This is a genomic window from Pseudarthrobacter sp. C1 (assembly GCF_034720455.1).
Classification (GTDB): Bacteria; Actinomycetota; Actinomycetes; order Actinomycetales; family Micrococcaceae; genus Arthrobacter.
In genome coordinates this window covers 21,868-48,690 of sequence record NZ_JAYESK010000010.1, presented here as the reverse complement: position 1 = coordinate 48,690, position 26,823 = coordinate 21,868, and the positions used below count along the sequence as shown (strand labels likewise).

At 66.3% G+C, this 26,823-nt stretch carries 21 protein-coding genes; 5 read left to right on the top strand and 16 right to left on the bottom strand.

The window, feature by feature from the left end:
• Window positions 1-38 precede the first annotated feature (38 nt).
• Complete coding sequence (locus U7114_RS15930) at window positions 39-1,589, top strand: PucR family transcriptional regulator (protein ID WP_323057911.1); 1,551 nt, start codon at window positions 39-41, stop codon at window positions 1,587-1,589.
• Between the two features lie 148 nt (window positions 1,590-1,737).
• Window positions 1,738-2,685, top strand: a complete 948-nt coding sequence (locus tag U7114_RS15925) for a DUF559 domain-containing protein (protein ID WP_323057910.1) — start codon at window positions 1,738-1,740, stop codon at window positions 2,683-2,685.
• A gap of 26 nt (window positions 2,686-2,711) precedes the next feature.
• Here the strand turns inward: U7114_RS15925 and U7114_RS15920 are convergent, their stop codons facing one another.
• The 8 genes from U7114_RS15920 to glyA all read right to left on the bottom strand — a co-directional run bounded on the left by U7114_RS15920 (window position 2,712) and on the right by glyA (window position 12,782).
• On the bottom strand, window positions 2,712-3,752 hold the full coding sequence (locus U7114_RS15920; RefSeq protein ID WP_321214991.1) for an AAA family ATPase: 1,041 nt from the start codon (window positions 3,750-3,752) through the stop codon (window positions 2,712-2,714).
• A gap of 165 nt (window positions 3,753-3,917) precedes the next feature.
• Window positions 3,918-4,814 carry a formyltetrahydrofolate deformylase gene (gene purU, locus U7114_RS15915; RefSeq protein ID WP_323057909.1) on the bottom strand — a complete coding sequence of 299 codons (897 nt, stop codon included), beginning with the start codon at window positions 4,812-4,814 and terminating at the stop codon, window positions 3,918-3,920.
• A 3-nt stretch (window positions 4,815-4,817) separates the two neighbouring features.
• On the bottom strand, window positions 4,818-6,191 hold the full coding sequence (locus U7114_RS15910) for an L-serine ammonia-lyase (RefSeq protein WP_157239901.1): 1,374 nt from the start codon (window positions 6,189-6,191) through the stop codon (window positions 4,818-4,820).
• On the bottom strand, window positions 6,192-6,830 hold the full coding sequence (locus U7114_RS15905) for a sarcosine oxidase subunit gamma (RefSeq protein ID WP_323057908.1): 639 nt from the start codon (window positions 6,828-6,830) through the stop codon (window positions 6,192-6,194).
• Window positions 6,823-9,768, bottom strand: coding sequence for a sarcosine oxidase subunit alpha family protein (locus U7114_RS15900; RefSeq protein ID WP_323057907.1), 2,946 nt, complete (start codon window positions 9,766-9,768; stop codon window positions 6,823-6,825). Before U7114_RS15900 ends, U7114_RS15905 begins: the two co-directional genes overlap by 8 nt.
• Complete coding sequence (locus tag U7114_RS15895; protein WP_157239897.1) at window positions 9,765-10,187, bottom strand: sarcosine oxidase subunit delta; 423 nt, start codon at window positions 10,185-10,187, stop codon at window positions 9,765-9,767. The genes U7114_RS15900 and U7114_RS15895 overlap by 4 nt, the downstream gene beginning before the upstream one ends.
• 37 nt (window positions 10,188-10,224) lie before the next feature.
• A complete protein-coding gene (locus U7114_RS15890; RefSeq protein ID WP_321214995.1) occupies window positions 10,225-11,445 on the bottom strand; it encodes a sarcosine oxidase subunit beta family protein in 1,221 nt (406 codons plus the stop codon).
• Complete coding sequence (gene glyA / locus U7114_RS15885; RefSeq protein ID WP_323057906.1) at window positions 11,442-12,782, bottom strand: serine hydroxymethyltransferase; 1,341 nt, start codon at window positions 12,780-12,782, stop codon at window positions 11,442-11,444. Before glyA ends, U7114_RS15890 begins: the two co-directional genes overlap by 4 nt.
• A 156-nt stretch (window positions 12,783-12,938) precedes the next feature.
• On the opposite strand from glyA, the gene U7114_RS15880 reads away from it, so the two are divergent.
• Together U7114_RS15880 and U7114_RS15875 are read left to right on the top strand one after the other, a co-directional pair.
• Window positions 12,939-13,610 carry a GntR family transcriptional regulator gene (locus U7114_RS15880; RefSeq protein WP_157239895.1) on the top strand — a complete coding sequence of 224 codons (672 nt, stop codon included), beginning with the start codon at window positions 12,939-12,941 and terminating at the stop codon, window positions 13,608-13,610.
• 150 nt (window positions 13,611-13,760) lie between these two features.
• Window positions 13,761-15,044 (top strand): M20 family metallo-hydrolase, encoded by a 1,284-nt coding sequence (locus tag U7114_RS15875; protein ID WP_323057905.1) that lies wholly within the window; start codon window positions 13,761-13,763, stop codon window positions 15,042-15,044.
• 62 nt (window positions 15,045-15,106) lie between these two features.
• Here U7114_RS15875 and U7114_RS15870 read toward each other — a convergent pair whose 3' ends face one another.
• From U7114_RS15870 to U7114_RS15860, 3 genes are read right to left on the bottom strand one after another with little or no spacing between them, the layout of a single operon-like run.
• Window positions 15,107-16,372 (bottom strand): ArgE/DapE family deacylase, encoded by a 1,266-nt coding sequence (locus tag U7114_RS15870; protein WP_323057904.1) that lies wholly within the window; start codon window positions 16,370-16,372, stop codon window positions 15,107-15,109.
• An 8-nt stretch (window positions 16,373-16,380) separates the two neighbouring features.
• Complete coding sequence (locus tag U7114_RS15865; RefSeq protein ID WP_323057903.1) at window positions 16,381-17,703, bottom strand: MFS transporter; 1,323 nt, start codon at window positions 17,701-17,703, stop codon at window positions 16,381-16,383.
• Entirely contained in the window at window positions 17,690-19,384 is a 1,695-nt protein-coding gene (locus tag U7114_RS15860; protein WP_323057902.1) for an amidohydrolase, read from the bottom strand. The genes U7114_RS15865 and U7114_RS15860 overlap by 14 nt, the downstream gene beginning before the upstream one ends.
• Before the next feature lie 125 nt (window positions 19,385-19,509).
• On the opposite strand from U7114_RS15860, the gene U7114_RS15855 reads away from it, so the two are divergent.
• Window positions 19,510-20,709, top strand: a complete 1,200-nt coding sequence (locus U7114_RS15855; protein ID WP_323057901.1) for a helix-turn-helix domain-containing protein — start codon at window positions 19,510-19,512, stop codon at window positions 20,707-20,709.
• 38 nt (window positions 20,710-20,747) lie between these two features.
• Here the strand turns inward: U7114_RS15855 and U7114_RS15850 are convergent, their stop codons facing one another.
• From U7114_RS15850 to U7114_RS15830, 5 genes are all read right to left on the bottom strand, one after another.
• Window positions 20,748-21,836: a LacI family DNA-binding transcriptional regulator gene (locus U7114_RS15850; RefSeq protein WP_416235565.1), complete on the bottom strand. Its 1,089-nt coding sequence runs from the start codon at window positions 21,834-21,836 to the stop codon at window positions 20,748-20,750.
• Between the two features lie 38 nt (window positions 21,837-21,874).
• Window positions 21,875-22,780 carry a carbohydrate ABC transporter permease gene (locus tag U7114_RS15845; protein ID WP_323057900.1) on the bottom strand — a complete coding sequence of 302 codons (906 nt, stop codon included), beginning with the start codon at window positions 22,778-22,780 and terminating at the stop codon, window positions 21,875-21,877.
• Complete coding sequence (locus U7114_RS15840; RefSeq protein WP_321216322.1) at window positions 22,777-23,658, bottom strand: sugar ABC transporter permease; 882 nt, start codon at window positions 23,656-23,658, stop codon at window positions 22,777-22,779. The genes U7114_RS15845 and U7114_RS15840 overlap by 4 nt, the downstream gene beginning before the upstream one ends.
• 92 nt (window positions 23,659-23,750) lie before the next feature.
• Window positions 23,751-25,085 (bottom strand): ABC transporter substrate-binding protein, encoded by a 1,335-nt coding sequence (locus U7114_RS15835; RefSeq protein ID WP_323057899.1) that lies wholly within the window; start codon window positions 25,083-25,085, stop codon window positions 23,751-23,753.
• A gap of 47 nt (window positions 25,086-25,132) precedes the next feature.
• Window positions 25,133-26,569, bottom strand: a complete 1,437-nt coding sequence (locus U7114_RS15830) for a glycoside hydrolase family 32 protein (RefSeq protein ID WP_323057898.1) — start codon at window positions 26,567-26,569, stop codon at window positions 25,133-25,135.
• Between the last annotated feature and the right edge of the window lie 254 nt (window positions 26,570-26,823).

Below are 26,823 nucleotides of genomic sequence, written 5' to 3'. Positions count from 1 at the left end.
TGTGTCTTTAGGTTTCCGATTAAACGCGACGGAGTGTCATGCCGGTCCGCTTGGAGGATGTGTTGAAACATCCCACCCTCACTGCTGCCGAACCGGTGGTCCGGGCTGCGGCCGGCGCTGTTCCCCGCACGCAGCTCCGCTGGGTCCACTCAAGCGAAGTCCTGGACATCGCTTCGCTGCTCGGAGGCGGTGAACTGCTGCTTACGGGCGGCCAAGCCCTAGCCGCGGCCTCCGATGAGCGCCGGACGGGCTACATTCGGGACCTTGCCGGGCGCGGGGTGGCGGCGCTCGCCGTCGAGACGGGAAGCGTCCTGCCTTCCATCCCCTCCTCGATGGTTTCCGCAGCCGAGGAAGCCGGCCTTCCGTTGATCGAGCTGCGCCGCGTGGTCCCTTTCGTGGCGGTCATGGAGGCCATCAACTCCCAGCTCGTCAGCCAGTCGGCCGCCCAGTTGCAGCAGGCCGACCAGGCCAGCCACGCCATGGCGGTGGAGCTCGCCCACGGGAGTAGCCTGGACAGGATTCTGGGCGTCCTAGCTGCTGCAACGGGCGCCGAAGTGGAGTTGATTTCCACAGCTGGGATCACCTTGGCCAGCGCCGAACCTGCAGGGGACACCGATGCACCTGCGCACGTCGCTTCGGCGGACGAAGCCCGGGACCACCAAAGAACCGTCCACGTCGAGGTTCCGGTGCGTGGGATCCCATCTGCCCGGCTGACCCTGCATGTCCGCGAGGACGCGGATGTGAACCTGGCGAGGATCGCCGGGAACCGGTCCGTGGATATTCTTTCCCTGGCCCTGTTGCAGCGGATGCCTCCCGGGCTGAAGGAGCTGGCGGGCGCGGCCCTGATCCGGGCGATAGATTCCGGCAAGCAGAACTGGCGGCTCCAGGAGCTGGGTCCGGCCGCCGGAATTCCAGTGTCTGCGCGGGTGGTGGCAGTGGTTGTCCGTTCTCCAGCCTCCAAGGAGCTTCGGAGAAGCGTGGAGCACCTTTTGGACCCGGGCGGGCAGTACAGTGCCAGCTACGCGGACAACGCGGAGCTTCTCGCCTTGGCTGTCCTCCGTTCCGCCAATCCTCATGTGGAACGCCAGAAGATCGTGGACGGCCTGCAGTCGCTGGACGTGCCCGAGGGGACTGTCAGTGCCGTCGGCCCTGCCGCGTCGGGGATAGCGGCCGCCCCGTGGTCCCTGTCCGAGGCGAGGCTCACGCTGGAACTTGCTGCCGACGTCGGGCGCGGGAGGTCAGGAGCAATCTCTCCCCGGCGGGTGTTTGACGCCCAGGCGTTCGCCGTGGAGCGCCTGGCGGTCCAGTCAATGGATGAGCCCGTTCGGCGGGATTTCATCCGCCAGCAACTGGGCGCCGTTCTTGAGCACGACGCCCAGCGGCACTCACAGCTGGTGGAGACGCTGCGGGTCTGGCTGGATTCCGGCTGCAACACTGCGCAGGCCGCGCGGGACCTTCATCTTGAACGGCAGTCCATGCACCAGCGAATGCAGCGCATCTTCTCCCTGTGCGGCGGGGATCCCCGCGGCACCGGCCGCCTCGCTGCCCTGCACCTGGCCACCCGCCTCGCCGCCCTCCAGCCCAAATAGGACGCTCTCCCACTTAATGCGGGTTTTCCGGCGATCCTCTCTCACTTGATGTGGGTTTTCGGGCATCCCTCTTTCACCTCCAGCACCCCGACGGCAGTCCTGTGGATAACTTCTGCAGCGTCCTGCCGTCTCGGGGCACAATGCCAGCATGCGAAAGCAAGTTCTGCCCCTGCCGTTGGCAGCGGCTCCCTTCACCTTCAGCTCAGCCATGGCTTCCGGCGTCCCGCTAAGCAGGCTTCGCCGCAAGGATGTGGTCAACGTGGGCCGGGGCCTGTACCGTCCTGCGGCCTGGGACTTTGATTTGGAGGGCGCGGCCAGGGTGTTGTCCGCCGCGTCGCCGGGAGCCTGGATCTCCCATGTGACCGCGGCCCGGCTTCGATGTCTGGTATTGCCTCCGTGGCTTGCCGATTCCACGGAGTTGCACCTCAGCAAGCCGCGTTCGCTGCCATCAGTTCGCCGGAAGGGCGTGTTCGGCCATACCGTGCTGGCACGCGAAGATGAGATCGAACTTGTCGACGGCATCCGCCTGAGCACGCGGTCCCGCACCTGGCTCGACTTGGCACGCGTGCTGCCGCTCCATGACCTGGTCAGCATGGGTGACCAGCTGGTCCGCATCCCGCGGGTGGATTTCGAGGGGAGGACGGAGCCCTATGACACCATTGCGGGCCTTCGGATGCTGGTGGGCCGCCACCCTAATCTGCAGGGCATCGTCCGCGCCCGTGAAGCGCTGGATCTGATGCGGGTGGGTGCCGACTCCGCGCCCGAATCGCTGCTTCGCTTGGCCATCGCTGACGCCGGGCTGCCGGAGCCCGGACTCCAGGTGCCGTTGCGCGCCGGAGACACGCGGTCGCCGTCGGCCGATCTCGGCTACCGTCATCGCCGCCTTGCGATCCAGTACGACGGCGGACATCACCTCGGGGAGGCGCAGATCCTCAGTGACAGGAGACGGGATAAGGCCTTCGAATCCGCCGGCTGGACCGTCCTGGTCTTCGATAAGGACGATCTTGCGGACGAATTTCAGCGCGCAGTACAGCGGATCAAACGGGCCCTTCGGAACAGTTGGCTTGACCACCCCCAGGCATCCGGGTTCGCCTGACAGCCGCACTGCCGCCGCAGATGGGATCAGACCAGCCAGCGCCACCAGCGTGGCTGCTCCGGTACCGGCGTCGGTTCCGGTTCCGGTTCCGGCTCCTCGCCCAAGGCCAGTGCGGCCTCGACGATGTCGTCCGCGGTGAGCGTCATGACGGCCTCACGATCGAGCGCGTCGAGACTTTGTTCCTCGTCGCGCGACAGCCGCAGCGCCTGACGGTTGAGCGCCTGCTCGAACAGCGTGCGGGCGAACCGTGCGTTGCCGGAGTCCTCGCCCGCGTGGAGCCCGGTGAAGATGCGGCGCAGCATCTGGTCCGCACCCGGCTCCAGCCTGTACTCGTGCTGGGCCAGCATCCGGTGGAAGATCGTCTGGAGAGCGTCGACGGAGTAATCGGGGAACGTGATTTCGCGGGCGAACCGGGAGCGCAGTCCGGGGTTCGAAAGCAGGAAGGACTCCATCAGCCGCGGGTACCCGGCCACGATCACGACCAGGCGGTGGCGGTGGTCCTCCATCCGCTTCAGCAGGACCTCGATCGCCTCGGGGCCGAAGTCCATCCGGCCGTCCTCCGGGGCCAGGGCGTAGGCCTCGTCGATGAACAGGACGCCGTCCAGCGCACGCCGGATCACCCGGTCCGTCTTGATGGCGGTCGTGCCGACGTACTGCCCCACCAGCCCCGAACGGTCCACCTCGACCAGATGGCCTTTCTGCAGCAGACCGACCGCGCGGTACATCTCGGCCAGGAGCCGCGCCACGGTGGTCTTGCCCGTGCCCGGGTTTCCGAGGAACACAAGATGCTGTGACGTGGCCACCTCCGGCAGGCCGTGCGCCTTACGGCGGGCCTGGACCTGGAGCAGTGCGACGAGCGCCCGCACCTGTTCCTTCACTGTCTCCAGTCCGACCAGCGCGTCGAGCTCGGCCTGCACTTCCGACAAGGCCCGGGCCGGCCCGGGCCTTGCAGTGATGAGATCGCCGACCAGGTCGTCGACGCGCTCAGAACCGGGCAGCTTGATCTGATCGGCCAGGCGGCCGATGGTTTCGCGCAGGTCGTCGAGCGGATTGCGGCTGGCAGCCATGCATCCACTGTAGTCCTCCATCCCCGGCCGGGATGGGGACTCCAGGAACAGCTACGGCAATGATCCCCGAATGTGAGAGAGCGTCCCGTCAAAACCCACATTAAGTGAGAGAAGATCGCCCGGAAACCCGCGTTAAGTGAGAGAGGATCGGGTGGGGAGGGCGGGTCAGCGGAGGACCACCGTGCGGTTGCCCTGCAGGATGACCCGGCCCTCGCAGTGCCAGCGGACCGCGTTGGACAGGGCCTTGCACTCGGTGTCGCGGCCGGCCGCAACCAGGTCCTCGGGCCCGTAGGTGTGGTCCACCTCCACGGTCTGCTGGGAGATGATCGGACCCTCGTCCAGCTCGCTGTTGACGTAGTGCGCCGTGGCGCCGACGGTTTTGACGCCCCGGGCGTAGGCCTGGTGGTAGGGCTTGGCGCCCTTGAAGCTGGGCAGGAACGAGTGGTGGATGTTGATGGCCTTCCCGTCGAGTTTGCGGGTCAGGTTGTCACTGAGCACCTGCATGTAGCGGGCCAGCACCACGAGTTCCACATCGAACTCGTCCACCAGCTCCAGCAGCCGCGCCTCTGCCGCAGGCTTGGTGTCGGCGGTGACGGGCACGTGGAAGAACGGGATCCCGTGCCACTCCACCAAAGCCTGGTGGTCCGTATGGTTGGACACCACGGCCACCACGTCCACCGGCAGTTCGCCGATCCGCGCCCGGAACAGCAGGTCGTTCAGGCAGTGCCCGAACTTGGACACCATGATCAGCACGCGCCGCTTGGAGCCGTGCGGCTCCAGCCGCCAGCGCATCCCAAACTTCTCCGCAACGGGACCGAACGCGGTCCGCAGGGTGTCCACGGTGGAGGCATCGCCGTCGGACGCGAAATGCACCCGCATGAAGAAGTGCTTCTCGGAACGCTCGCCGAACTGCTGGTTGTCGATGATGTCGCAGCCGTGCTCCAGCAGGAAGCCGGACACAGCGTGGACGATGCCCGGCGACTCCTGGCAGTCCAGCGTCAGGACATGCTCCACCGTGGTCACCGGCGCGGAACGGGAAGTTTCAGTCTCAATGGCAGTCATGGCTCAGCACTCGATCACATTCACGGCGAGTCCTCCTCGGGAGGTTTCCTTGTACTTGGTTTTCATGTCGGCGCCCGTCTCGCGCATCGTCTTGATGGCTTTGTCGAGGGATACCTTGTGGCTGCCGTCGCCGTGCAGGGCAAGGCGGGCGGCGTTGATGGCCTTGACGCTGGCGATGGCGTTGCGCTCGATGCAGGGGATCTGCACCAGCCCGCCCACCGGATCGCACGTCAGGCCCAGATTGTGTTCAATGCCCACCTCGGCGGCGTTCTCCACCTGCGCCGGCGTTCCGCCCAGCACCTCGCAGAGCCCGGCGGCTGCCATGGAGCAGGCGGAACCCACTTCACCCTGGCAGCCCACCTCGGCGCCGGAGATGGAGGCGTTGATCTTGAACAGGATTCCGACGGCGGCCGCGGCCAGCAGGAAGCGGACCACGCCGTCGTCGTTGGCGCCGGGGACGAACTTCACGTAGTAGTGCAGCACCGCCGGGACGATGCCCGCCGCGCCGTTGGTGGGCGCGGTGACGATCCGGCCGCCGGCTGCGTTCTCCTCGTTCACGGCGAGGGCGAACAGGTTCACCCACTCCATCGCCCGCAGCGGATCGGTCACGCCGGTGTCCGCCGTCAGGGTCTGGAACAACGACGGCGCGCGGCGGCGGACGTTGAGGCCGCCCGGAAGGATTCCTTCCGCGGCGCAGCCGTTGTCCACGCATTCGCGCATGACGGCCCAGAGCTTCAGCAGTTCCTCCCGCAGCTCCGCTTCGGTCCGCCACACGAGTTCGTTGGCGAGCATGACGTCCGAGATGGACATGCCTTCGCGGCTGCAGATCGCCAGGAGCTCGTCCGCCGTGCTGAAGGGGTAGGGCAGGACCGTGGCGTCAGCGACCACGCGGTCGCCCGCGTCCGCGTCCCCGTCCACCACGAAGCCGCCGCCAATCGAGTAGAAGCTCCGTTCGCTGAGGACAGCCCCGGAGTGGTCCAGGGCCCGGAAGGTCATGCCGTTGGGGTGGGCCGGGAGGGACTTCCGCCGGTGGAGCACCACGTCCTCGTCCCAGTTGAAGTCCACCCGGTGGTCGCCGCCCAGCCACAGTTCGGCGTCGAGGGCGGCCGCAGCCACCTGGTCATCGGCCGTCGACGTATCCACGGTTTCGGGGTCCAGGCCCTTGAAGCCCAGGACCACGGCCTTGTCCGAGCCGTGGCCCCGCCCCGTGGCGCCCAGCGAGCCGAACAGTTCGGCCTGCACGCGCCGGGTGGAGCTCAGGAGCCCGTCGCCCTTGAGCCCGTCGGCGAACAGCTTCGCCGCCCGCATCGGGCCGACCGTGTGTGACGACGACGGCCCGATGCCAACGGTGAACAGGTCCAGGACGCTGAGTGCCATTTAGGGGACCTCAGGGGATGCGTACTCGCGCATGGCGTCCAGGAGCCAGCGGCCCAGGAAATCGGCGAACGAGGCGCGGGGGAAAATCCGGTAGCTCTGGTCGCCGGTCTTCCACAGGACCACCGGGATGTTGCCGACCTCCGTGGAGAGCGCCGTTCCGGCCTTCAGCACGCGCGGGTGCAGGTCCAGCGAGCAGCCCTTCTCCAGGACGGCGCGGGCCCGCGGGCCGGTGAGTTCGAACGTGGTGCGGTTGGCGGAGAGGTCCACCACCTGGCCTTCGCCGTCCCCGAGCGCTTCGCGGAGCGCCTGGATCAGGCCGCCGCCGAGGGATTCGTGGGCTTCCCTTGGTGCCACCACCAGGAACTCCTGGGGCCCGAGCCACAGCACGGACGTATCACCGGTGCCGGCCACGCCGCCGCACGCTGCGGGCAGGCCGCCGGTGACGGAGGCGATGCGCTGTCCGGCGTCGCTGTCCCGGCTGACCCGGAGGCCCACCATGGTCAGGAAGACCACTTCGCTGATCTCCGCCACGCCCGGGACGGAGCCGGTTTCAAAGTCTGCGCGGAGCTGGGCGGCGGGGCTGACGCGGAGTGAGAGGTTGTTCTCGTAGGAGGTTGCGGGTGCTGCTGTTTCAGCCATCTTTGCGGGTCCCTTCGGGGTCAAAAAGTACGGTTTCGGCGACGACGACGTCCACCAGCTGGTCGCCGGCGGCAGCCACGAGGGTTTCGCCGATGCGGTTGCGGCCGTTCTTGATCAGGGCCAGGCCGAACGACCTGCCCAGCGCCGCGCTGTGGTAGCTGGAGGTGACGAAGCCTTCCATCGGGACCGGTCCGTAGGCCGGATTGGTGGAACGGCCCTTTTCAACGAGCTGGGTCCCTTCGGGCAGCCGCAGCGTCCCGTCCACGGGCAGCACGCTGACCAGGTGCTTGCGGTCCTCGCGCTGGCCGTCGGCCCGGGCGTAGGAGCGCTTGCCGATGAAGTCCTTGGCCTTGGAGACGATCCACTCCATGCCCGCGTCCTGCGGGGTGACGGTGCCGTCCGTGTCCTGGCCGACGATCGGGTAGCCCTTCTCGGCGCGGAGCACGTGCATGGTTTCGGTGCCGTAGGGCGTGATGTTGAACTCGGCCCCGGCGGCGGCCACGGCTTCCCAGGTGTTCAGCCCGTACCAGGACGGCACGTTGATCTCGTAGGCAAGTTCACCGGAGAAGGAGATCCGGCAGATCCGGGCGCGGACGCCGGAGGCCAGCGTGGTTTCGCGGAAGGTCATGAACGGGAAGGCTTCGGCTTCCAGTCCGCCGTTGGCGGCCAGTTCCGGGGCCACCTTCGCGAGGACGGCGCGGGATTTGGGTCCGACGACGGCAATGGTGCTCCACTGTTCGGTCACCGAGGTGCAGTGCACGTCCAGTTCCGGCCACTCGGTCTGCAGCCATTCCTCCAGCCAGTCCAGCACCTTGGCGGCGCCGCCGGTGGTGGTGGTCATGAAGTAGGTCTCCTCGTCCAGGCGCAGGGTCACGCCGTCGTCGAAGATCATGCCGTCCGCCATGCACATCACGCCGTAGCGGGCCGAGCCCGGGGCGAGCTTCTTGAAGGCGTTGGTGTAGATCCGGTTGAGGAACTCGCCGGCGTCCTTGCCCCGGATTTCGATCTTGCCCAGGGTGGTGGCGTCCATGAAACCCACGGATTCGCGGACGGCGGCGCACTCGCGCAGCACGGCCGTGTCCATGTCCTCCCCGTCCTGCGGGTAGTACCAGGGCCGCTTCCACTGCCCTACATCTTCGAACAGGGCACCCTTGGCCACGTGCCAGGGGTGGATGGAGGTCTTCCGGGCGGGATCGAACAGCCCGCCGCGCTGGCGTCCGGCCAGTGCCGCGAATGCCACCGGGGTGAACGGAGCGCGGTAGGTGGTGGTGCCGATGTCGCCGATGCCGCGGGAGGCTTCTCCTGCGGTGCGGAGCGCGGCGGCGATGACGCCGATCGCGTTGACGCCGGAGGTCTTGCCCTGGTCGTTGGCGGTGCTGATGGAGGTGTAGCGCTTGATGTGTTCCACGGACCGCATGCCGGCACCGGTGGACCGCAGCACGTCAGCCACGGACTGGTCGCGCTGGAAGTCGACGTAGTGCTGGTGCCAGTCGTCCGGGGTTCCGGTCTCGCCGGGGACGAGCCACAGCTGGCGGGTGGGGGCGGAGGCCTTGGGCTCGGCGAGTGGGGCGGGTTCGACTGAGGAGCTGAAACCGGCAGCGATGGCTGCGGAAGCGCCGGCGGCGACGCCCTCGGCGAGGCAGTCGCCCAACTCGAAGCTGCCGCGGCCCGAGCCGATGGTCTGCTGGTTGGGGACCACGGTGCTGGGCACAAAGGCGGCCAGCTCGTCGTCCCAGCGCAGCTTGCCCTGCCGCTGGGAGTGCAGGTGGACCAGCGGGCTCCAGCCGCCGGAGACGGCCAGGAGGTCGCAGGCGATCTGTTCGACGCCCGAGGTGAGCTCGCCGTCGTCGTTAATGCTGCGGACGGTGACGCCGTCCACGCGGCCGTCTGCTGACTGCGAAGACGTGTTGGCCACGGCGCTGCCGATCAGCACCCGCGTGCCGGCCTCTACGGCGGCAGCGGCCACTGGGGTGAGCTGCGGGCGGGCGTCCACCACGGCGGCGACCTTGACGCCGGCGGCGCGGAGGTCCGTGGCCAGGGCGTAGGCGCTGTCATTCGTGGTGCTGATGACCACGCGCCGGCCGGCGGCCACGGCGTAGCGGTTGAGGTAGCTGCGGACAGCCGAGGCGAGCATGATGCCCGGGCGGTCGTTGTTCTCGAACACAAGGGGGCGCTCGTGGGCGCCGGGGGCCAGCACAACCTGGTTGGCACGGATGTGCCAAATACGCTGCCGGGAGACGCCCGGGGCGGCGGGGGAGGACAGGTGGTCGGTGCGGTTCTGCACGGCGATGACGTAGTTGGCGTCATACGCGCCGAAGGCCGTGGTGCGGTTCAGGACGGTGGACTCGGCGCCGGAGACGAGCTCGGCTTCGACGTCCGCCACCCATTCCAGCGCCGGCTTGCCTTCGATGGTCTCGGCCAGCCCGGGCGCCGTGGACCCGGAGAGGAGGGACCCGCCCAGCTCGGGCTGGTCGTCCAGGAGCATCACGCGGGCGCCGGAGCGGACCGCTTCACGGGCCGCGGCCAGGCCGGCGGGACCGCCGCCCACCACCAGGACGTCGGTGTGGACGTACTTCTTGTCGTACTCGGCGCGGTCCTCGGCCGGGTCGAGCTTGCCAAGGCCGCTGAGCAGTTCCGCCTTCAGGCCGTCCACCAGGGTGACGGTAGTGGCCGGAAGCATGGATTCGGCCACGTCACCGGGGAAACGCGCGGCGATCTTCACCATCGCGTTGGATTCCTCCACACCGGCGGACATGATGCCGCGGGGCCGGTCCTCGTAGAGGGAGTTGCCGGCGCTGATCCGGCCGTTGGCGATCAGGGCCGACGCGAGGGTATCGCCGGGGTGGCCGGTGAATTCCTCGCCGTCCACGGTGAAACGCCATGAGATGGTGCGGTCGATGCGTCCGCCGGCGGCGAGGCGGGCGTTCTGGGAAGTCACTTGGTTGCTCCTTCCGGGGCGGTGGTGCTGGCGGAGGTTGTGCTTGGGGCGATGCTGGTTGCAGCGGTGCTGGGTGCCGCGGTTCCGGTGGTGGTGCTGTCCGGGGCGAGGCTGGCGGTGCCGGTCTCACGGGTCACCTGGCCCGCTGCATCCGGCCGGGGCGTGCCCATGGGGTAGATCGCCTGGATCTCGTAGGTGACGGTGTCGCGGAGCATGTTGAACCACTGGCGGCAGCCGGTGCTGTGCAGCCAGCGCTCGGCGAAGGCGCCCTTGGTGTTGTCCCGGTAGAACAGGTACTCGGCCCATTCGCGGTCGTTGAGTTCGTTCGGGTTTTCCGGGTACGGCACGTGGGCCTGGCCGCCGTAGTGGAACTCGGTCTCGTCACGGGAGCCGCAGTTGGGGCAGGAGATGAGCAGCATGTGCGTCTTCTTTCTAAAGTGCAGTGTTCGCTGGCGGCTAGTGGGCCACGGCGGCGGCGCCGTGTTCGTCGATCAGCGCGCCGGTTTCGAAGCGTTCCAGCGCAAACGGCTTGTTCAGCTTGTGCGGGGAGCCCGTGGCGATGTTGTGCGCGAAGGTGAGCCCGGCCGCGGGGGTGGCCTTGAAGCCGCCGGTGCCCCAGCCGCAGTTCACGAACATGTTTTCCACCGGCGTGTTGCCCACGATGGGGGAGGCGTCCAGCGTGGTGTCCACGATTCCGCCCCAGGTCCTGAGCACGTGGGCCCGGGCGAAGATGGGGAAGAGCTCGACGGCGGCGGCCATCTGGTGCTCGATCACGTGGAAGGAGCCGCGCTGGCCGTAGCCGTTGTAGGAGTCCACGCCGGCGCCCATCACCAGTTCGCCCTTGTGGGCCTGGGACACGTAGACGTGCACGTGGTTGGACATGACCACGGTGGGGTGGACGGGTTCGTGCAGTTCGGAGACCAGCGCCTGCAGCGGGTGGGACTGGATGGGGAGCCGGAAGCCGGCCATTTCGGCCAGGACCGAGCTGTGTCCGGCGGCGGCGAGGCCCACCTTTTCGGTGTTGATGGTGCCGCGGTTGGTCTTGACGCCCACCACGCGGTTGCCGTCCTTGACGAAGCCGGTGACTTCGCAGTTCTGGATGATGTCCACGCCCATTTCGTCGCACTTGCGGGCGAACGCCCAGGCCACGTGGTCGTGCTTGGCGATGCCGGCGCGGGGCTGGTAGGTGGCGCCCATGACGGGGTAGCGGATGTTGTCGCTGATGTTCAGGATGGGGCAGAGTTCCTTGACCTGCTTGGGGTCCAGCCACTCGGCGTCCACGCCGTTGAGCTTGTTGGCGCCCACGCGCCGCATGCTTTCACGGACGTCGCCCAGCGTGTGGGCCAGGTTCATGACGCCGCGCTGGCTGAAGAGGAAGTCGTATTCCAGCTCCTCGGGCAGGACTTCCCAGAGCTTGAGCGCGTGCTCGTAGATGGCGGCGCTCTCGTCCCAGAGGTAGTTGGACCGGATGATGGTGGTGTTCCGGGCCATGTTGCCGCCGGCCAGCCAGCCCTTTTCCAGGACGGCGATGTTGGTCATTCCGTGGTTCTTGGCCAGGAAGTACGCGGTGGCCAGGCCGTGCCCGCCGCCGCCCACAATCACGGCGTCGTAGGAGGACTTGGGCTCCGGGTTGCGCCAGAGGAAATCCGGGTGCTCGGGGAGGAGGTCTGCGCTCACTGGGCTGCTCCAATCAGGTCTGCTTCAAGGGCGGCAACTTCAGTGCCGTTGCTGAGATGGGGGTAGAGGGGGAACTTCTCCGCCAGGGCGGTGACGCGGGCGCGGAGTTCGACGGCGGTGCTGTCGCCCAGGGTGCCGCTGGCCGCCGATGCGATGAGCGCCGTCGCGATGATGTCGGCTACCTCGGCGAATTCCTTGGCGCCGAAGCCGCGGGTGGCGAGGGCAGGCGTGCCGATGCGCAGTCCCGAGGAGACCATCGGCGGGCGGGGGTCGAAGGGGACGGCATTGCGGTTGACGGTGATGCCGATGCGGTGCAGGGCGTCCTCGGCCTGCTGTCCGTCCAGCTCGGAGTTGCGGAGGTCCACCAGGACCAGGTGCACGTCGGTTCCGCCGTTGACCACGGAGATTCCGGCCGCGGCAACGTCGTCGCGGAGGAGCCGTTCGGCCAGGAGCTTGGAGCCCTCCAGGACGCGTTCCTGGCGTTCCTTGAATTCGGGGCTCCCGGCGAGCTTGAAGGCCACGGCCTTGGCGGCGATGACGTGCTCCAGCGGGCCGCCCTGCTGGCCGGGGAAGACGGCGCTGTTGATCTTCTTGGCGTGCTGCTCCTTGGCGAGGATGACGCCGCCGCGCGGTCCGCCCAGGGTCTTGTGGGTGGTGGTGGTGACGACGTCGGCGTACGGCACCGGGTTCGGGTGCAGGCCGGCGGCCACCAGCCCGGCGAAGTGTGCCATGTCCACCATGAGGTAGGCGTCCACCAGGTCCGCAATGCGGCGGAACTCGGCGAAGTCCAGCTGGCGGGAGTAGGCGGACCAGCCGGCCACGATCAGCCTGGGCCGGTGCTCGAGGGCCAGCGCTTCGACTTCGGCCATATCGATGCGGAGGTCTGACTCACTCACGTGGTACGGGACCACGTTGTAGAGCTTGCCGGAGAAGTTGATCTTCATGCCGTGCGTCAGGTGGCCGCCGTGGGCCAGGCTCAGGCCCATGATGGTGTCGCCCGGGTTCAGCAGTGCGAACATGGCGGCGGCGTTGGCCTGCGCGCCGGAGTGGGGCTGGACGTTGGCGAACTCGGCGCCGAAAAGGGCCTTGACCCGGTCGATGGCCAGCTGCTCCACCACATCAACGTGCTCGCAGCCGCCGTAGTAACGCTTGCCGGGGTAGCCCTCCGCGTACTTGTTGGTCAGGACTGAGCCCTGGGCCTCCATGACGGCGGACGGGGCAAAGTTTTCGGAGGCGATCATTTCCAGCGTTGACTGCTGGCGGGCCAGCTCACTGGCAATGGCCTCCTGGACCTCGGGATCGACGACTGAAAGTCGCTCGTTCAACTGCTCAACCACGGATGCTCCTTTGAAATACCACTTGCTAACTAACTGATATATCAGTGTGATCTCAATGGTATGATTGGGATCACAGCTGAGTCAATAGCTGGACGAAAGTGGCACGAAGCTCCCGGTCGGTAGCCTCGTAACTGCAGCAAAGAACGGAGTGGCGCCTTGAATGCACTTCTTGCCCTGCCTCAGACGGAGGAGGAAGCACCGTCCCAGGCGGAGGCCGCGTACCGGCAGCTGCGGGACAAGCTGATCATGCTGGAAATCCGGCCGGGCGAGCCCATCAACGAGGGCCAGTTGGCGGCTGAGCTCGGGTTCGGCCGCACTCCCGTCCGGGAGGCCATCAAGCGGCTGGAAGTGGACCACTTGGTCATTTCCTACGCGCGCCGCGGAACCTTTGCCACGAACGTGGACTTCACGGAACTGGCGGATGTCTCGGAAATCCGGGAACTCCTGGAGCCGCTGGCCGCGCGCCGCGCGGCCAATAGGGCCAGTGACAGCATGCGCCGTGAACTGCTGCAGGTGGCCGACGCCATCGCCGGGCTGGCGCCGGGCCAGGGCGAATCGCGCGAACTCATGCGCTACGACCTGATGGTCCACCGGCTGATCTACAAGGCGGCCGCCAACCCGCACCTGGAAAGCACCCTGATCCGCTACGACAACCTGGCCACGCGCATCTGGTGCGTGGTGCTGGACAAGGTGCCCTCCGTGACCGGCCACATCACCGAGCATGTGGACCTGCTCAAGGCGGTGGCCGCCGGCGACGCCGACAAGGCAGGCGAGCTGGCCCTGCACCACGTCACCAGCTTCGAGGAAACCATCCGCAAGGTGCTGTAGCACAAACCGCGCCGTCGCCACTATTGCCTTGGCTGATGTGCAGATTCACAATGCCGCGGGCCGAATTGGTTGTCCGGTCCCAGTGCCTGCAGCATGCCGTCTTGAGACGATTGTGTACATCATCAATCCAAGCGTTAAGGACAAGCAGTCATGAGCAACGGTGCCGTGCCCGAACCCGATCCCACGAAGTTCACAGGAGCTGACGCCGTGTTCCTCCAGGACTTCGCCACACTCAGCGCTTTTGGTGCCACTCCCGGCGGGGGTGTGGAGCGGCAGGCGGGTTCACCGGCAGACGGGGAACAGCGTGCCTGGCTGTCCGCCATCCTTCGGGACAAGGGGTTCAACGTATCCTTCGACCGGATCGGAAACCAGTTCGGCCTGCTGGAGGTGAACCCCGGTGCGCCATACGTGCTGGTCGGCTCCCACCTTGATTCGCAGCCGACGGCGGGACGGTATGACGGTGCCTACGGCGTGCTCGCCGCCGCCCATGCAGCATTCAGCCTCGCTGCCGAATGGCGTGCCGCAGGGACAACTCCCCGGTACAACCTGGCCGTCGTGAACTGGTTCAATGAGGAAGGTGCCCGCTTCAAACCGTCCATGATGGGCAGTTCCGTCTACACGGGAAAGATGACACCCGAGGAAGCCCTGGCGACGGCGGACCATGGCGGCACAACCGTTCGCCAGGCCTTGGAAGCAACCGCATCGCTGGGCGAGGGCACAGGGCCGACGGCAGCCTACGCCGCCGAAATCCATATCCAGCAGGGCCGCAGCATGGAACGCGACGGCGTCACTATCGGCGTCGTCGACTCCAACTGGGCGGCCAACAAGTACCAGTTTGAGGTCCGCGGCGAGCAGGCGCACACCGGTTCAACGGTCATCGCTGACCGGCGCGACGCCCTCCTGGGTGCATCGATGCTCGTGGTCGCCGCCAGGGAAATTGCAGACCACTTTCCAGGCGGGGCAGTGCATACCTCGGTGGGCCAGCTTGACGTCTATCCCAACTCGCCCGTCGTCGTGCCCTCGCTGGTTTCCTTGCTCCTTGACCTGAGGTCAGCCGACGAGGAACTCCTCGCCGAAGCCGACCGGATGCTCCACGACCGCATCGGCCGGATCGAGCGGGCTGCCCGGGTGGAGATCAGCAAGACCGGATCCCACTGCTGGCCGGTTACTCCTTACCAGCCGGAAGGAGTGGCGCTGGCCGAAAAGACCGCGGCAAACCGCGGGTTGGCCTATGCGCGGGTCAAGACGCTGGCCGGACACGACTCCACCAACCTGAAGGACGTCGTTCCCACCGTGATGCTCTTCGTGCCGTCAGCTGAGGGCATCTCCCACAACGAGCATGAGTACACCAGGGACCAGGACATCATCAGCGGCCTGCACGTGCTCACCGACGTTGTCCGCAGCCTCTGCCTCGGGGAACTCGACCCCCGGTAGGCACCACAACGCGCAGAAGGCGCCCGGCCCATGGGCCGGGCGCCTTCTGCGTGCCGTAAGGATCATGCTGCCTCGGTGACACCGCACCAGCCGGCGATGAACAAGGCGATGGTCTTGGTCACCTGGCGGACCGACTCGATGTTCACACGCTCATCGAACCCGTGAATCGCCTCTGAGACGGGACCGTAGACCAGCGCCGGGATCCCCGCGTAAAGGGCGAAGACCCGGCCGTCGAGGTAACCGGGCGTCGTGAAGCTCTGCAACGCCGAACCGAAGACAGCCTCGTGCGCCGTGGCCAGCGCCCCTTCCGCTTCCGATCCCTCCTCCAGGACGTAGCCCTCAGAGAAGAAGCCCGTCCGTTCGGCCGACACCGACGCACCCGCTCCGGCCGTCTGCAGGCACTCCAGGATCTCATTCCACGCATCCACGGCCGGGACCCCCGGATACAGGGCCGCCCGGACATCGAACTCACACCAGGCCGGCACGCTTGAAGGCCAGTCGCCGCCGGAAATCATGCCGATGTTGACGTTGATCGGATGGTCTGTGTCCTCGAAGTGCGGGTGGCTGCCCTTATCTGCGTTCCACTTGGCTTCGAGCTCCCGCAACGCACCCATGACGGTGTAGGCGGCGTCGATTGCGTTGAAGCCCGACGCCATCTCCCGTACATGGGTGGGCCTGCCGGAAACACGGACCCGGAACCAGATCACCCCCACATTTGCCCGGACCAGCATGTTCTCTTCCGGCTCGGGGATGATGACAGCATCCGCGGTGTAGCCGCGCTGCAGCGCAGCCAGCGATCCGTTGCCCGTGCACTCCTCCTCCACCACTGACTGGAAGTGGATGGTCGAGGCCGGCGCGAAGCCGGCGGCCCGGATGGCGTCGAAGGCGAACAGGTTGGCAGCGAGCCCGGCCTTCATGTCACCGGCCCCGCGGCCATACATCCAGCCGTCCTTCACCACGGCATTCCAGGGGTTGCGTTCCCATACTTGCTCAGGCCCGGTGGGAACCACATCGACATGCCCGTTCAGGATGAGCGAACGGCCCTTTTCCTGCGGGGGAGTGTAGGTGCCCACCACGTTGGTGAGGTCCTCGAAGGCGACCGTGCTGGGACCATAACCCACGTGCGAAGCGAGGGCTTCGCCGTCGAGCGTCCAGCGGTCCACGGCAAGTCCGCGGGCCTCAAACTCAGCGAACATCAGGTCCTGCGCCCCGGCCTCGGCTGTCCTCAGGGAGGGATGCCGGATCAGCTCCGCGGTGAAATTGAGCTGGCGGTCAAAGGCTGCATCCACGGCCTCGGTAATAAGGCGGGCTGTTTCCGGGTTCAGCATGGGGCTCCTTACCGTACGATCGCTTTGTCCTTGACGCGGAGGCGCTCGCCGAAGAATCCGCCGGCTGCGGTAATGAGCGACACGACGATCAGCAGCAGGGAGGCGGTCCATGAGGCTCCACCGGATACACCGAGCAGGGCGACGGCGATCAGTGGCAGGAACCCGCTCAGGGCGCCGGCCAAGTTGTAGCCCAGGGCGACGCCGCTGTAGCGGAGCTGCGGCGGGAACAGTTCGGTCAGCAGGGCGCCGGTGACCGAGTAGGCCACGGAAAGCAGCCCGATGCCGAGGGTGACGGCGAGGACGACGGCAAACGGATTGCGGGAGTCGATCATCCAGAAGAGCGGGAACGCTGCGGCGGCGGTCACGAGGCCGCCGATGAAGGTCATCCGTCCCGGCCCGACCTTTTCACTGATACGGCCGATGACCAGGATGACGCCGATCTGCACGACGGCGGCGACGAGGGTGGCGTTGACCATGAGTCCACGGTCCAGGCCGAGGGTGGCGGTGCCGTAGCTGATGACGAAGGTAGTCATGATGTAGAAACCGCCGACGCCGAGGAAAGCGGCGGCGATAGCAACGATCAGCCGGCCCCACGCCTGACGGAAGACGTCGACTGCCGGAATCTTGGCGCGTTCCTCCAGCTTGACCAGTTCACGGAAGATCGGTGATTCCTCAACCTTCAGCCGGATGTACAGCGCGATCAGCAGCAGCGGGAAGGCCGCCAGGAACGGCAGGCGCCAGCCCCAGGAATCGAAGACCGCAGAGGGCATGAGCAGTACCAGGGCGAAGGCGCCGGAGGACATCAGCGTCCCCACGGGTGAACCGACCTGCACCAGGGCGGCATACCGTCCACGCTTCTCAATGGGGGCGTGTTCGATGGCGATGGTCATGGCACCGCCCCACTCACCGCCCACTGCGAGGCCCTGCACCAGGCGCAGGATGGCCAGCATGACGGGGGCTGCCAGGCCGATGGTGCCGAAATCAGGCAGCACGCCGATAAGGCCCGTCGCCACGCCAATCGCGACGATGGTGATCAGCAGGGCCGGACGCCTCCCTACACGGTCACCGATGTAGCCGAAGAGAACGGCGCCGAGCGGACGGGCAGCGAAACCGACACCGAATGTGGCGAAGGCCGCCAACGTCGCAGCCGTCGGATCCAGCGATGTGAAAAACAGCCGGTTGAAAACGATGGCTGCAGCGGTTCCGAAGAGGAAGTAGTCGTACCATTCGAGGGCGGTGCCGACGAAGGCCGCGCGGGCGATTTTGCCGGCGTCGGCTCCGCTGACAACTGGTACGGCTGCTTCTTCCTGGGTGGCGTCATGTGGTTGCATGCTCGGTGCCTCTCAATGTGGGAATGGGGTGGGACGATGCGGTGCTCTGGAGTTTCTCGATGTAGCCGTGCCCGAAAACGCAGGCGCCGTCGAGCAGGGTCGCCAGCACGCCGATCTGGCCGATCTCGTGGGGCGGCACGTCTGCGGGGTGTGCGGAGAGGAACACGAGATCGGCGAACTTTCCCGGTTCCAGCGTTCCCCGGCGGTCTTCCTCGCCTGCCATCCACGCGGTGTCGACCGTGTAGGCGCGCAGGGCGGTTTCGGCGTCGACCCGTTCCTGTGGGCTCAGCGTGGCGCCGCCGGAACTGGCGCGCGTCACCATGGATTGCATGCCCAGCAGCGGCGCCCCGGCCGCTACCGGGCGGTCCGAGCTGCCGGGAACGCGTACCCCGGAGTCCAGGAAGGACTTGTGGCGGTACAGCCACGGCGTCCGCTCCTCGCCGACTGCGTCCACCATGGTGTCGCCCACCTCATACAGGAAGTGCGGCTGCGGAACGGGTGTGACGCCCAGCGCCGCGAACCGGGGAAGCTGGTCCGGACGGACCATGCCGGCGTGCTCGATGCGGTGCCGCGCGTCGGGCCGCGCCAACTTCCGGTGCGCTGCCTCAAAAGCGTCCAGCGCGACGTCGACTGCCGAATCCCCGATCGCGTGCGCTGCGACGTTCCAGCCGGAGCAGTGTGCGTCGATAATGCGCCGGGCCAGTTCCCCGGGCGATAGCTGGAAGCTGCCGTTGCCGTGATCATGATCGCAAAACGGCTCGGTTACTGCTGCAGTGCGGCCGATCAGGGAACCGTCGATAAATATTTTCATGGCGCCCAGCCGGAGGTGGTCGTCGCCAAAGCCCGACGTGATGCCGAGGTCCAAGCCGAAGCTGATCCTGTCCGCGGCATTGGACTGGAGCGGGTGCAGGGCATCGCTGACGGCCATCATCTGGACCCGGGTTTTCAGCAGGCCCCGGCGTCGTGCTTCAACATAGGCAGCGAGTTCGACCGGGCTTCGGCCGATCCAGCCCGACCCGATGCCGGCCTCCACAACGTGCGTCAGGCCCTCGGAAGCGTAAACCCCGCTTGCTGCGCCAATCGCGTCCGCGAGGTCCGTGACCGGGTACGGCACAACAAGCGCAGTGACCAGTTTCTGCGCCTGCTCCTCAAGCAATCCGGTAGGCCCGCCGGAATCCTCCACCACCGTGCCGCCCTCGGGAACAATCGCCGAGCCGTCCAGAACGCCCGTGCGACCAAGCACCTCAGAGTTTACGGCGCACATGTGCCCTGACCGATGCTTGAGCCAGACCGCACGGCCGGGAGCGGACCGGTCCAGGCCGCTCCGGTGCGGATGACCCCCCAGGACCGTGTCGTCATAACCCGATCCCACCACCCACGCGTCTTCAGGGAGGCCGCGCGCAAACCGGGAGACTGCATCGTACAGTTCCTCCAGGGTCCGGCAGCCGGACAGATCGAGTTCGGCGAGGGATTGGCCAAACCACGCCATATGGTTGTGCGAATCACCAAAGCCGGGGACGACGACGGCTCCGCCGCAGTCGAGCGTCCGCCGAGCCGGGAGGTCCAGGACGTCGTCGTCAAACCCGATGATCCGCCCGTGGAGCACTCCCATGGCGTGGGCTGTTGAAGGGGCATCAGCCATCGTGAAGATGCGGGCTTTGACAAGTTTCAAATCGAGCATGGGCCTCGGCGGCTGTCCTTTCCGGATACGAGCGCGAGCTTACGGAACACCTCCTTCAATGGTGGGATGGATCACGTGGGGAAACAATGGACGAACACAGTGCAGTCCGGTTCTAGAATGGGCATATGCCCAATACAGCGTCCGCGGACAGGACTCCGGCGTCCGCTGGAGCCGACCCCAGGTCGGTGGTGTCTGACCTGGTGTCCGACTGCCTCGCCGACATCGACCGGATCGCGCACCAGTACCTTCTCGAGGTGCAGAAGATCGACGATTATGCGGCCTCTGCGGTGGCTGTCCAGGATCTGGAGGAGACAGCTGTCGCCTCGATAGAACTACTGCTGCGGCTGGTGGGAAGCCTTCCGATACCCGACCGGCTCGCGGGTATGTCCGACGCACTGGGACACCGCCGCGCGCAGCAGGGCCTGCCCCTGGAATCCCTGCTGCGCGCAGTGCGCATGGACTTCCGGGTGCTCTGGACGGCAATGCTGGAGAAGGTTCCGCCCTCGTCCTTGCCGGAGCTGACCAAGGATGCAGTGCGCGTGTGGGAAGCGGTGGAGTTCCACACTATCCGGGTGCACGCAGGCTACCTCGATGAGCTCGCCAGCATGGCGCAGGAAAAAGAGACGCAGCGCGCGTTCCTCCTGTCGCGGCTGCTCAATTCGGACGGTAAGGATCCGCAGGTGCTGGGACAGGCTGCCCGCGCGCTCGGCGTGGCGCCGGACAGCAACTTCATCGTTGCCGTTGCCGCCGAATACGCCCAGAAGGCATTCCGTGCAGAGGTGCTTCGTGCCGGTGCTGAGCAATTCCTCCACGAGCGCGACGGTGCACTGATCCTCATTCTTGAGGACGTTCCTGCCCGGACGGGTAGGGAGCCGGAGGGCGCCCGCCCGTGGCTGTCCAGGGTGGACTGCTTTGTGGCGCCCCCCGCCCGCTCCTTGGCCGACGTGCCCCGGATGCTTCGGATCGCCCTGGAGTCGTTGCCGGTGGTGACGCCGCAACGCCCGGGCCAGCGGACCGTGCGTGAGGCATGGGGGCATGTTGCCATGACTCGGCTGGGAGAATACGGAACCGTCCTGGCGGACACCGTGCTGGGCCCTCTCGCTACGATCTCCACGCATGAACGTGACCGGCTGATCGAGACGGTCCAGGCGTACCTCCGCACCGGATCGGTGTCGGAAACTGCCGGGGAGCTGTACTGCCACCGAAACACTGTGCTGAACCGCCTTGCCCGGTTCGGGCAACTCACCAGCTTCGATCCCGCTAATCCCCAGGACGCTGCTGCGGTGATTGCCGCCCTCCATGTCCTTTTCCCGGCCTCAACCTAAGGAAAGGCGGATGCCTCCGGGGCTGTAACAGCTCAGGTTCAGGCGTGCGCCTGGGCCCGGACGGAGGTCCGTTCCACGGCGGGACAGAGTATTTTCGCCACCCCGTCCGCCGCGGTCCCGGGTGCGTCGTCCAGCCCGAGCAGCATCCGCACGCCCGCCGCGCCCAGTTCATAATGGGGGAGCGAGACGGTGGAAAGCGGGGGACGCAGGTGCGCGGCAATGACTTCCTGGTTGTCGAACCCCACCACAGCCATGTCCTCGGGGATGGACAGGCCGTGCTCGCGCAGGCCGTCGTAGAGGCCCATTGCCATCCGGTCGTTGTAGCAGTACACCGCGGTCACGCCGCGCTTGAGGAGTTCGGAGGTGGCCCCGTAGCCGCCTTCCTGGTCCGGATAGGCTTCCAGAACCAGCTCGGGGTCGAACGGAACACCGGCCTTCTCCAGTGCTTCCCGGTACCCCTGGAGCCGTCCGTCCTTGGCGGGGGCGGGGATGGTGGCGTTGATGAAGGCGATCTTCCGGTGCCCGTGTCCCAGCAGGATGTCGGTGGCTGAGCGGCCGCCCTGCACCTCGTCGGGCACCACGGCCCGGGTTCCCGGCTCCTGGGAGAAGCAGTTGACCAGGACGAAGTCGGCTTCCCGGAGCGGCGCCGGAATTTCCGTCTGGCGGTGGAACCAGGTGGAGTAGAGGATGCCGCGGACTTTGTATTCGAGCATCATCTGGATGGCGTCCTGCTCAAGCTCGCCGTTGCCTTCGGTGTTGGCGATGAGAAGGGCGTACCCGTGCTTCCACGCCTCGTCCTGTGCGCCGTGGATGATCTGGCCGGCGAAGGGCGTGGTGGCAACGCCGTCCGCCACCAGCCCGATGAACCGGGAGGTGCCGCTGACCAGGGTTTTGGCCATCGCGTTGGGGCGGTAGCCCAGGGTCCGGATGGCTTCCTGCACCCGCCGGCGGGTTTCCTCGGCGATCCGGGCGGCTTTTTTCTTGTTGACCACCAGGGACACCGTGGCCGTGGAAACACCGGCTGCTTCTGCCACGTCGCGGAGGGTGACAGGGTGCGCGCGCTCCGGGGCTTTTGGCGCCCGGGCCGCAGGTGCCGGCACCTCCGCACCATTCTCCATTGAACTCATCTGCCCTCCTTGAGGAGTATATCCATCCGCCGTTGCCGTCATCCTTTCGTCGCCCCGCTTTCGAGTCCCTGGATCATGGCCTTGTTGAGCACCAGGAACACCAGCAGCAGCGGGGTGATGGTCACGCACACGGCGGCGAAGGTTGCCGTCCAGTCCACCTTGCCCATGGCGCCGATGTAGTTCTGCAGGCCCAGCGGAATGGTCTTCAGGTCCTCGGACAGGACGAACGTGTTGGCGAAGATGAAGTCGTTCCAGATGAAGATGCTGTTCACCAGGACCACGGTCACCACGGTGTTCAGGGACAGCGGCATGGTGATCAGCCCGAAGATCCGGTAGGGGCCGGCGCCGTCCAGGGACGCTGCCTCGTACGTTTCCTTGGGGATGTACTCGTAGAACGAGCAGAAAAGGTAGATGGACATGGGCAGCGAGAAACCGGCCAGCGGGATGATCATCGACTGGTAGGTGTCCAGCAGGTTCACGGCCGAATAGTCGATGAACAGGGGGACCAGGGCGATCTGGACCGGGACGATGATGCCGATCAGGAACAGCCCGCGGACCAGTTTGCTGAGCCGGAAACCGAGGACCTGGATGGCGTAGGCGGCCATCATGCCCAGCAGGACAATCAGGATGTTCGCGCCCATGGTGACGATGAAGCTGTTCAGGATGTTCCGGCCCAGGTCACCGGTTTCGAAAGCCCGGGCATAGTTCTCCCACGTCAGGGAGCCGGGCAGGGCAAAGGGGTCACCGGTGGCGAAGTCCTGTTCCGTGCGGAGGCTCGTCAGGAAGAGCCACGCCAGCGGGTAGACCTGCACGATCACGATCAGCATGACCAGCACGCGGGACAACGTCCGGAACAGGTCGGGCCTGCGCCGGCGGCGCTTCATGGGCGGCCGTTGGGGCACGACGGCGGCGGGCGGGGTGGGAGGGGCTGCCTGGGTGATCATGAGTCTGCCTTCCGCTTCAGCAGGAACAGGATGAGGCCGACGGCCACGAGGCACTCAACCACGATGAACACGGAGATGGTGCTGGCGTAGCCGAAGTCCGTGCTGGTGAACGCCGTCTTGTACATGTAGGTGGTGAGCAGTTCCGAGGACTGCCCCGGGCCGCCGTTGGTCATCAGGTAGGGGATGTCGAAGCCGCGCAGCCCGTAGGTGGTGGCCATGATGGTGGTGGTGATCCACACCGGGCGGATGTACGGGAAGCGGATCTTGGTGAACAGCGTCCACCGGGACGCGCCATCCAGGACGGCGGCCTCCTCAAGCTCTTTGGGCACCGCGAGCAGGGCCGCGTAGATGATGAGCATGTACAGCCCGGTGAAACGCCAGCCCTCCGGTGCGGACACCGCCGCAAGGACCGTGTTGACGTCCGAGAGCCAGGGCCGCTCGAGGCTGTCGAGGCCCACCCAGTGGAACAGCTGGTTGAGCAGGCCCACGGGCTCCAGGGAGTAGATCCGCACGAAGAGGAAGGCGATGGCCACCGTGGAGATCACGGCCGGCAGCAGGTAGAGGGTCTTGACCAGCTCACGTCCGCGGCGGAGCGACGTGAGGAGGCTGGCCACCGCCAGGGCGCCGCCGAGCTGCAGCACCAGGCAGATGGCCAGGTAGACGAGGGCGTTCAGGAACGCCCGCCAGAAGATATCGTCGGTTGCGAACATCCGGATGTAGTTGTCCAGGCCCACGAACTCCATGTCGCTGATGCCGTTCCAGGAGAAGAAACTGAGGAACAGGGACTGGAGGATGGGGAAGAGGACTGCTGCGCTGTAGAGGAGCAGCGGCGGGAGCAGGAAGACCAGGACCGAGGTCCGTGACCTGTTGGGCAGCATCCTGTTGGGTTGCATGGCGGGGCCTTTCGGGGCCTTGCGGACGGGGGAGCGCTGGGATCCCCCGCCGCGTTGGTTTCGTGAGGAAGCAGTGCCTACTTGAAGAACTTGGGGGCGTTCTGCGCGATGGTCTTGTCCATGGTTTCGGTGAACTGCTCAGGCGTGATGTTGCCCTGCACCAGCAGCACCAGCTCCTGCTGCAGCCGGCCGTTGGTGGTCGGATCCAGCTGCGTATCCCACGGCATGGCCTGCTTGGAACCGAGGCTGTCGGCCTGGTCCAGCGCCTTCCGGTATAGCGGGGTGGCGTTGGCCGGGACAACGGTTTCGACGTCGGTGGTGGGGGACAGCGCGCCGGTGGCGGCATATTCGGCCGGGTACTTTTCCAGGGCGAACTTCAGGAAGTCGCTCACCAGGGGATCGTAGGTTTTGGCGTTCACCGCCATGCCGATGCCGGACGGGGACACGAATTCGTTGGCCGCCGTCACGGAGTTGGCCGTGGTGGGCAGGGTAAAGAAGTCGATGTCGTTGCGGACGGCAGGATCCAGCTTCTCCGTGGCCAGGCTGGGCAGTTCCCACGTGCCGATGTTGTACATGGCGGCCTGTCCGGAGGTGAACTGGTTTTGCGCGTCGGAGTAGCCCTGGGCGGAGAAGCCGTCCTGGAAGCAGTTGGCCTTGCCCAGCTCCGCCATCCAGTTCACGGTCTTCTGGCCGGCGGGATCGCTGAACTTCGCCTCGCCCTTCTTCAGCTTCTGGACGAAGTCCGGGCCGGCCTCCCGGAAGGGCTGGTAGGCGACGTAGCGTTCCAGCGGCCACTGGTCCTGCCCGTCGATGGCGATGGGGGTGACGCCGGCGCTGCGCAGGGCAGTGCACATGGCCGGGATGTCGTCGAGCGACGTGGGTACTGCGACGCCGGCCTTCTGGAGCAGTGCCTTGTTGTACCAGATGAATTCCAGCTCGAACTGGAACGGGATCATGTACAGGGAGCCGTCGTCGAAGCGCTGGTAGTCCAGCGCGCCCGGACGGTAGTCGGCGTAGACGTTGAGCGACTTCAGCAGCTTTTCGGCGTCCACCATCTTGCCCTGCTTGGCCAACTCCTGGGCGAAGGGTGTGGCGTCGGTGTCGAACAGTTCGGGCAGCTTGTTGGCTGCCGCCAGGGTCTCGAGTTTCTGGATGTAGGAGGGACGGTCCGGGGTGGTGATCAGGTTGAGCTCAAAGCCCGGGTGGTCCTTGGCGTAGTCGTCGGCCAGCTTTTTCATGATGTTGATGACCGCGCCGTCGGCGGGCCGGGAGAGCAGCCACGAGATCTCGCGCGGCTTGATCTCGCCGGTGGGGCTGACGTTGGACGGATCGGTGGAGCTTGCGCCGCCACAGGCGGTCAGCGCCAGGGCGGTAACGGCTGCGCAGGCGGCAGCGCGGAACAGGTTCTTCATTGGTCAATCTCCCTTGATTGGAACGGAGGATGGGGTTGCGGGGGTATTCAGTTGTCGGTGCGCTTGCGTACTTCGAAATCTGTGATGGTGACGGATCCTTCGCCGGCGAACACGCCTATTCCGCCGGCGGGGAGGTCGTAGATGCGGGTGCTGAGGGCCACCTGGCGGTCCACGACGGCGACGCACAGGTCGCCGTCGACCACCACTTCCAGCGTGTGGCGGCCGGGCGGGAGGTGGCAGGGGCGTTCCAGTTCGATGGCGTAGGGAACGTCGCCGGAAACGTGCCATTGGGCTTCTCCGGTGATGGTCCGGGGCCATCGGTCGAACACCAGGCGTCCACGCTTCGGTTCGAGGCGTAGGACGTAGGAGTGGTCGCCGTCCGGGCTGGAGCGCAGCAGGATCCCGCATTCCGTGGTGCCCGGCCGGATGTCCAGCACCGCTTTGGCATAGAACTGCGTGGGCGGATCGTTGCTGCTCACGATGGCGGCGTAACCATCCGGGACGTTCAACTGCAGAGGCAGCTCCTGGTCCAGCTCGAGCGGGACCCCGTCCCAAAAGCTGTCCACAAGCTCGTCCGCGAGGCCGAAAGCCAGGGTCCCGTCGGGGTTCTGCTGTGCCTCCAGGACGGACATGGTGCCCGCCCACTGCCAGGCGCCGTCGTCGCAATTGCCTTCCTTGCTGGCAATCCAGCCGAAGAAGAACCGCCGGCCGTCCCGCTCCGCCGTCTTGGACGCGTAGAACGCACGCCCGTCGATGCTGTCCAGGTCCGGGACTGTCCACGGCCCGGTGGGGCTCTTGGCCATCCGGTACCGGGTGGTGAACGTTTCGGAGAACTCGGAGTAGACCATGTACCACCACCCGTTCCATTCGAAGACGTCCGGGCATTCATGCGTGATGTACCTGCGGGGATCCCAGAAGGGGTCCGTGTGCTCCCAAGTCATCAAATCCGTGGACGTGCACTGCGCGATGACCCCGCGGCGGCGTTCCGGGCCGTCGGAGTGCCTGGCCGCCAGGAGCATCCGCCACAGGCCGGCCGCCTCGTCGCGGAAGACGAAGGGGTCCCGCCAGTCCGCGGACTCGAACCGGTCCGGCGCACCGAACGTAAGCTCGGGGTGCTTTACCCACGTGTTCATGCCGTCCGTGCTGGTGGCGTGCATGACCAGCTGCAGGGGCAGGCCGTCCGTCCCGAGGTTGCCCGGGTTCTGTCCCGTGTAGAACAGGTGGTGGACGCCTGAGTCGTCGGCAATGATGCTGCCTGTGTAGCAGTTGAAGTCGAGCTCGTCCGAGGTGCCGTGGGGAAGGGCCACCCCGTGGTCCTGGAACTGGGTGAGGTCCTTGGTGGTCACCAGGTTCCAGGGCGTTCCGGGCTTCGGGTCGGCGCGGACCTCGGAAAGGTAGAAGAGCCAGAACTCGCCGTCCTTCTGGAAGGGGATAAGGTCTCCAACCCATGCATCGGCGGGCTGGAAGAAGACTGGATAGCTCATCGGCGTTGATGTCCATTTCTGCTAAAGCGTTTGATCACCATGAAGCTAGCGTGGAATGGAGCGGCGATCAAGCGTTTTAGCAAAAGTAGTTCCGGTGCGATTTTTCGGCCTGTTTGTGGCGGCGGCAATTTTGCTGAAACGCTTGACCACAAGGTTGCGGCTGGGTATCTTGTTCTGCTAAAGCGCTTAATCAGCCGGTGGGCTGATCGGCGAACCACCGATGGTTCCATCCCCAAGCGCCCGGCGGAGCAGCC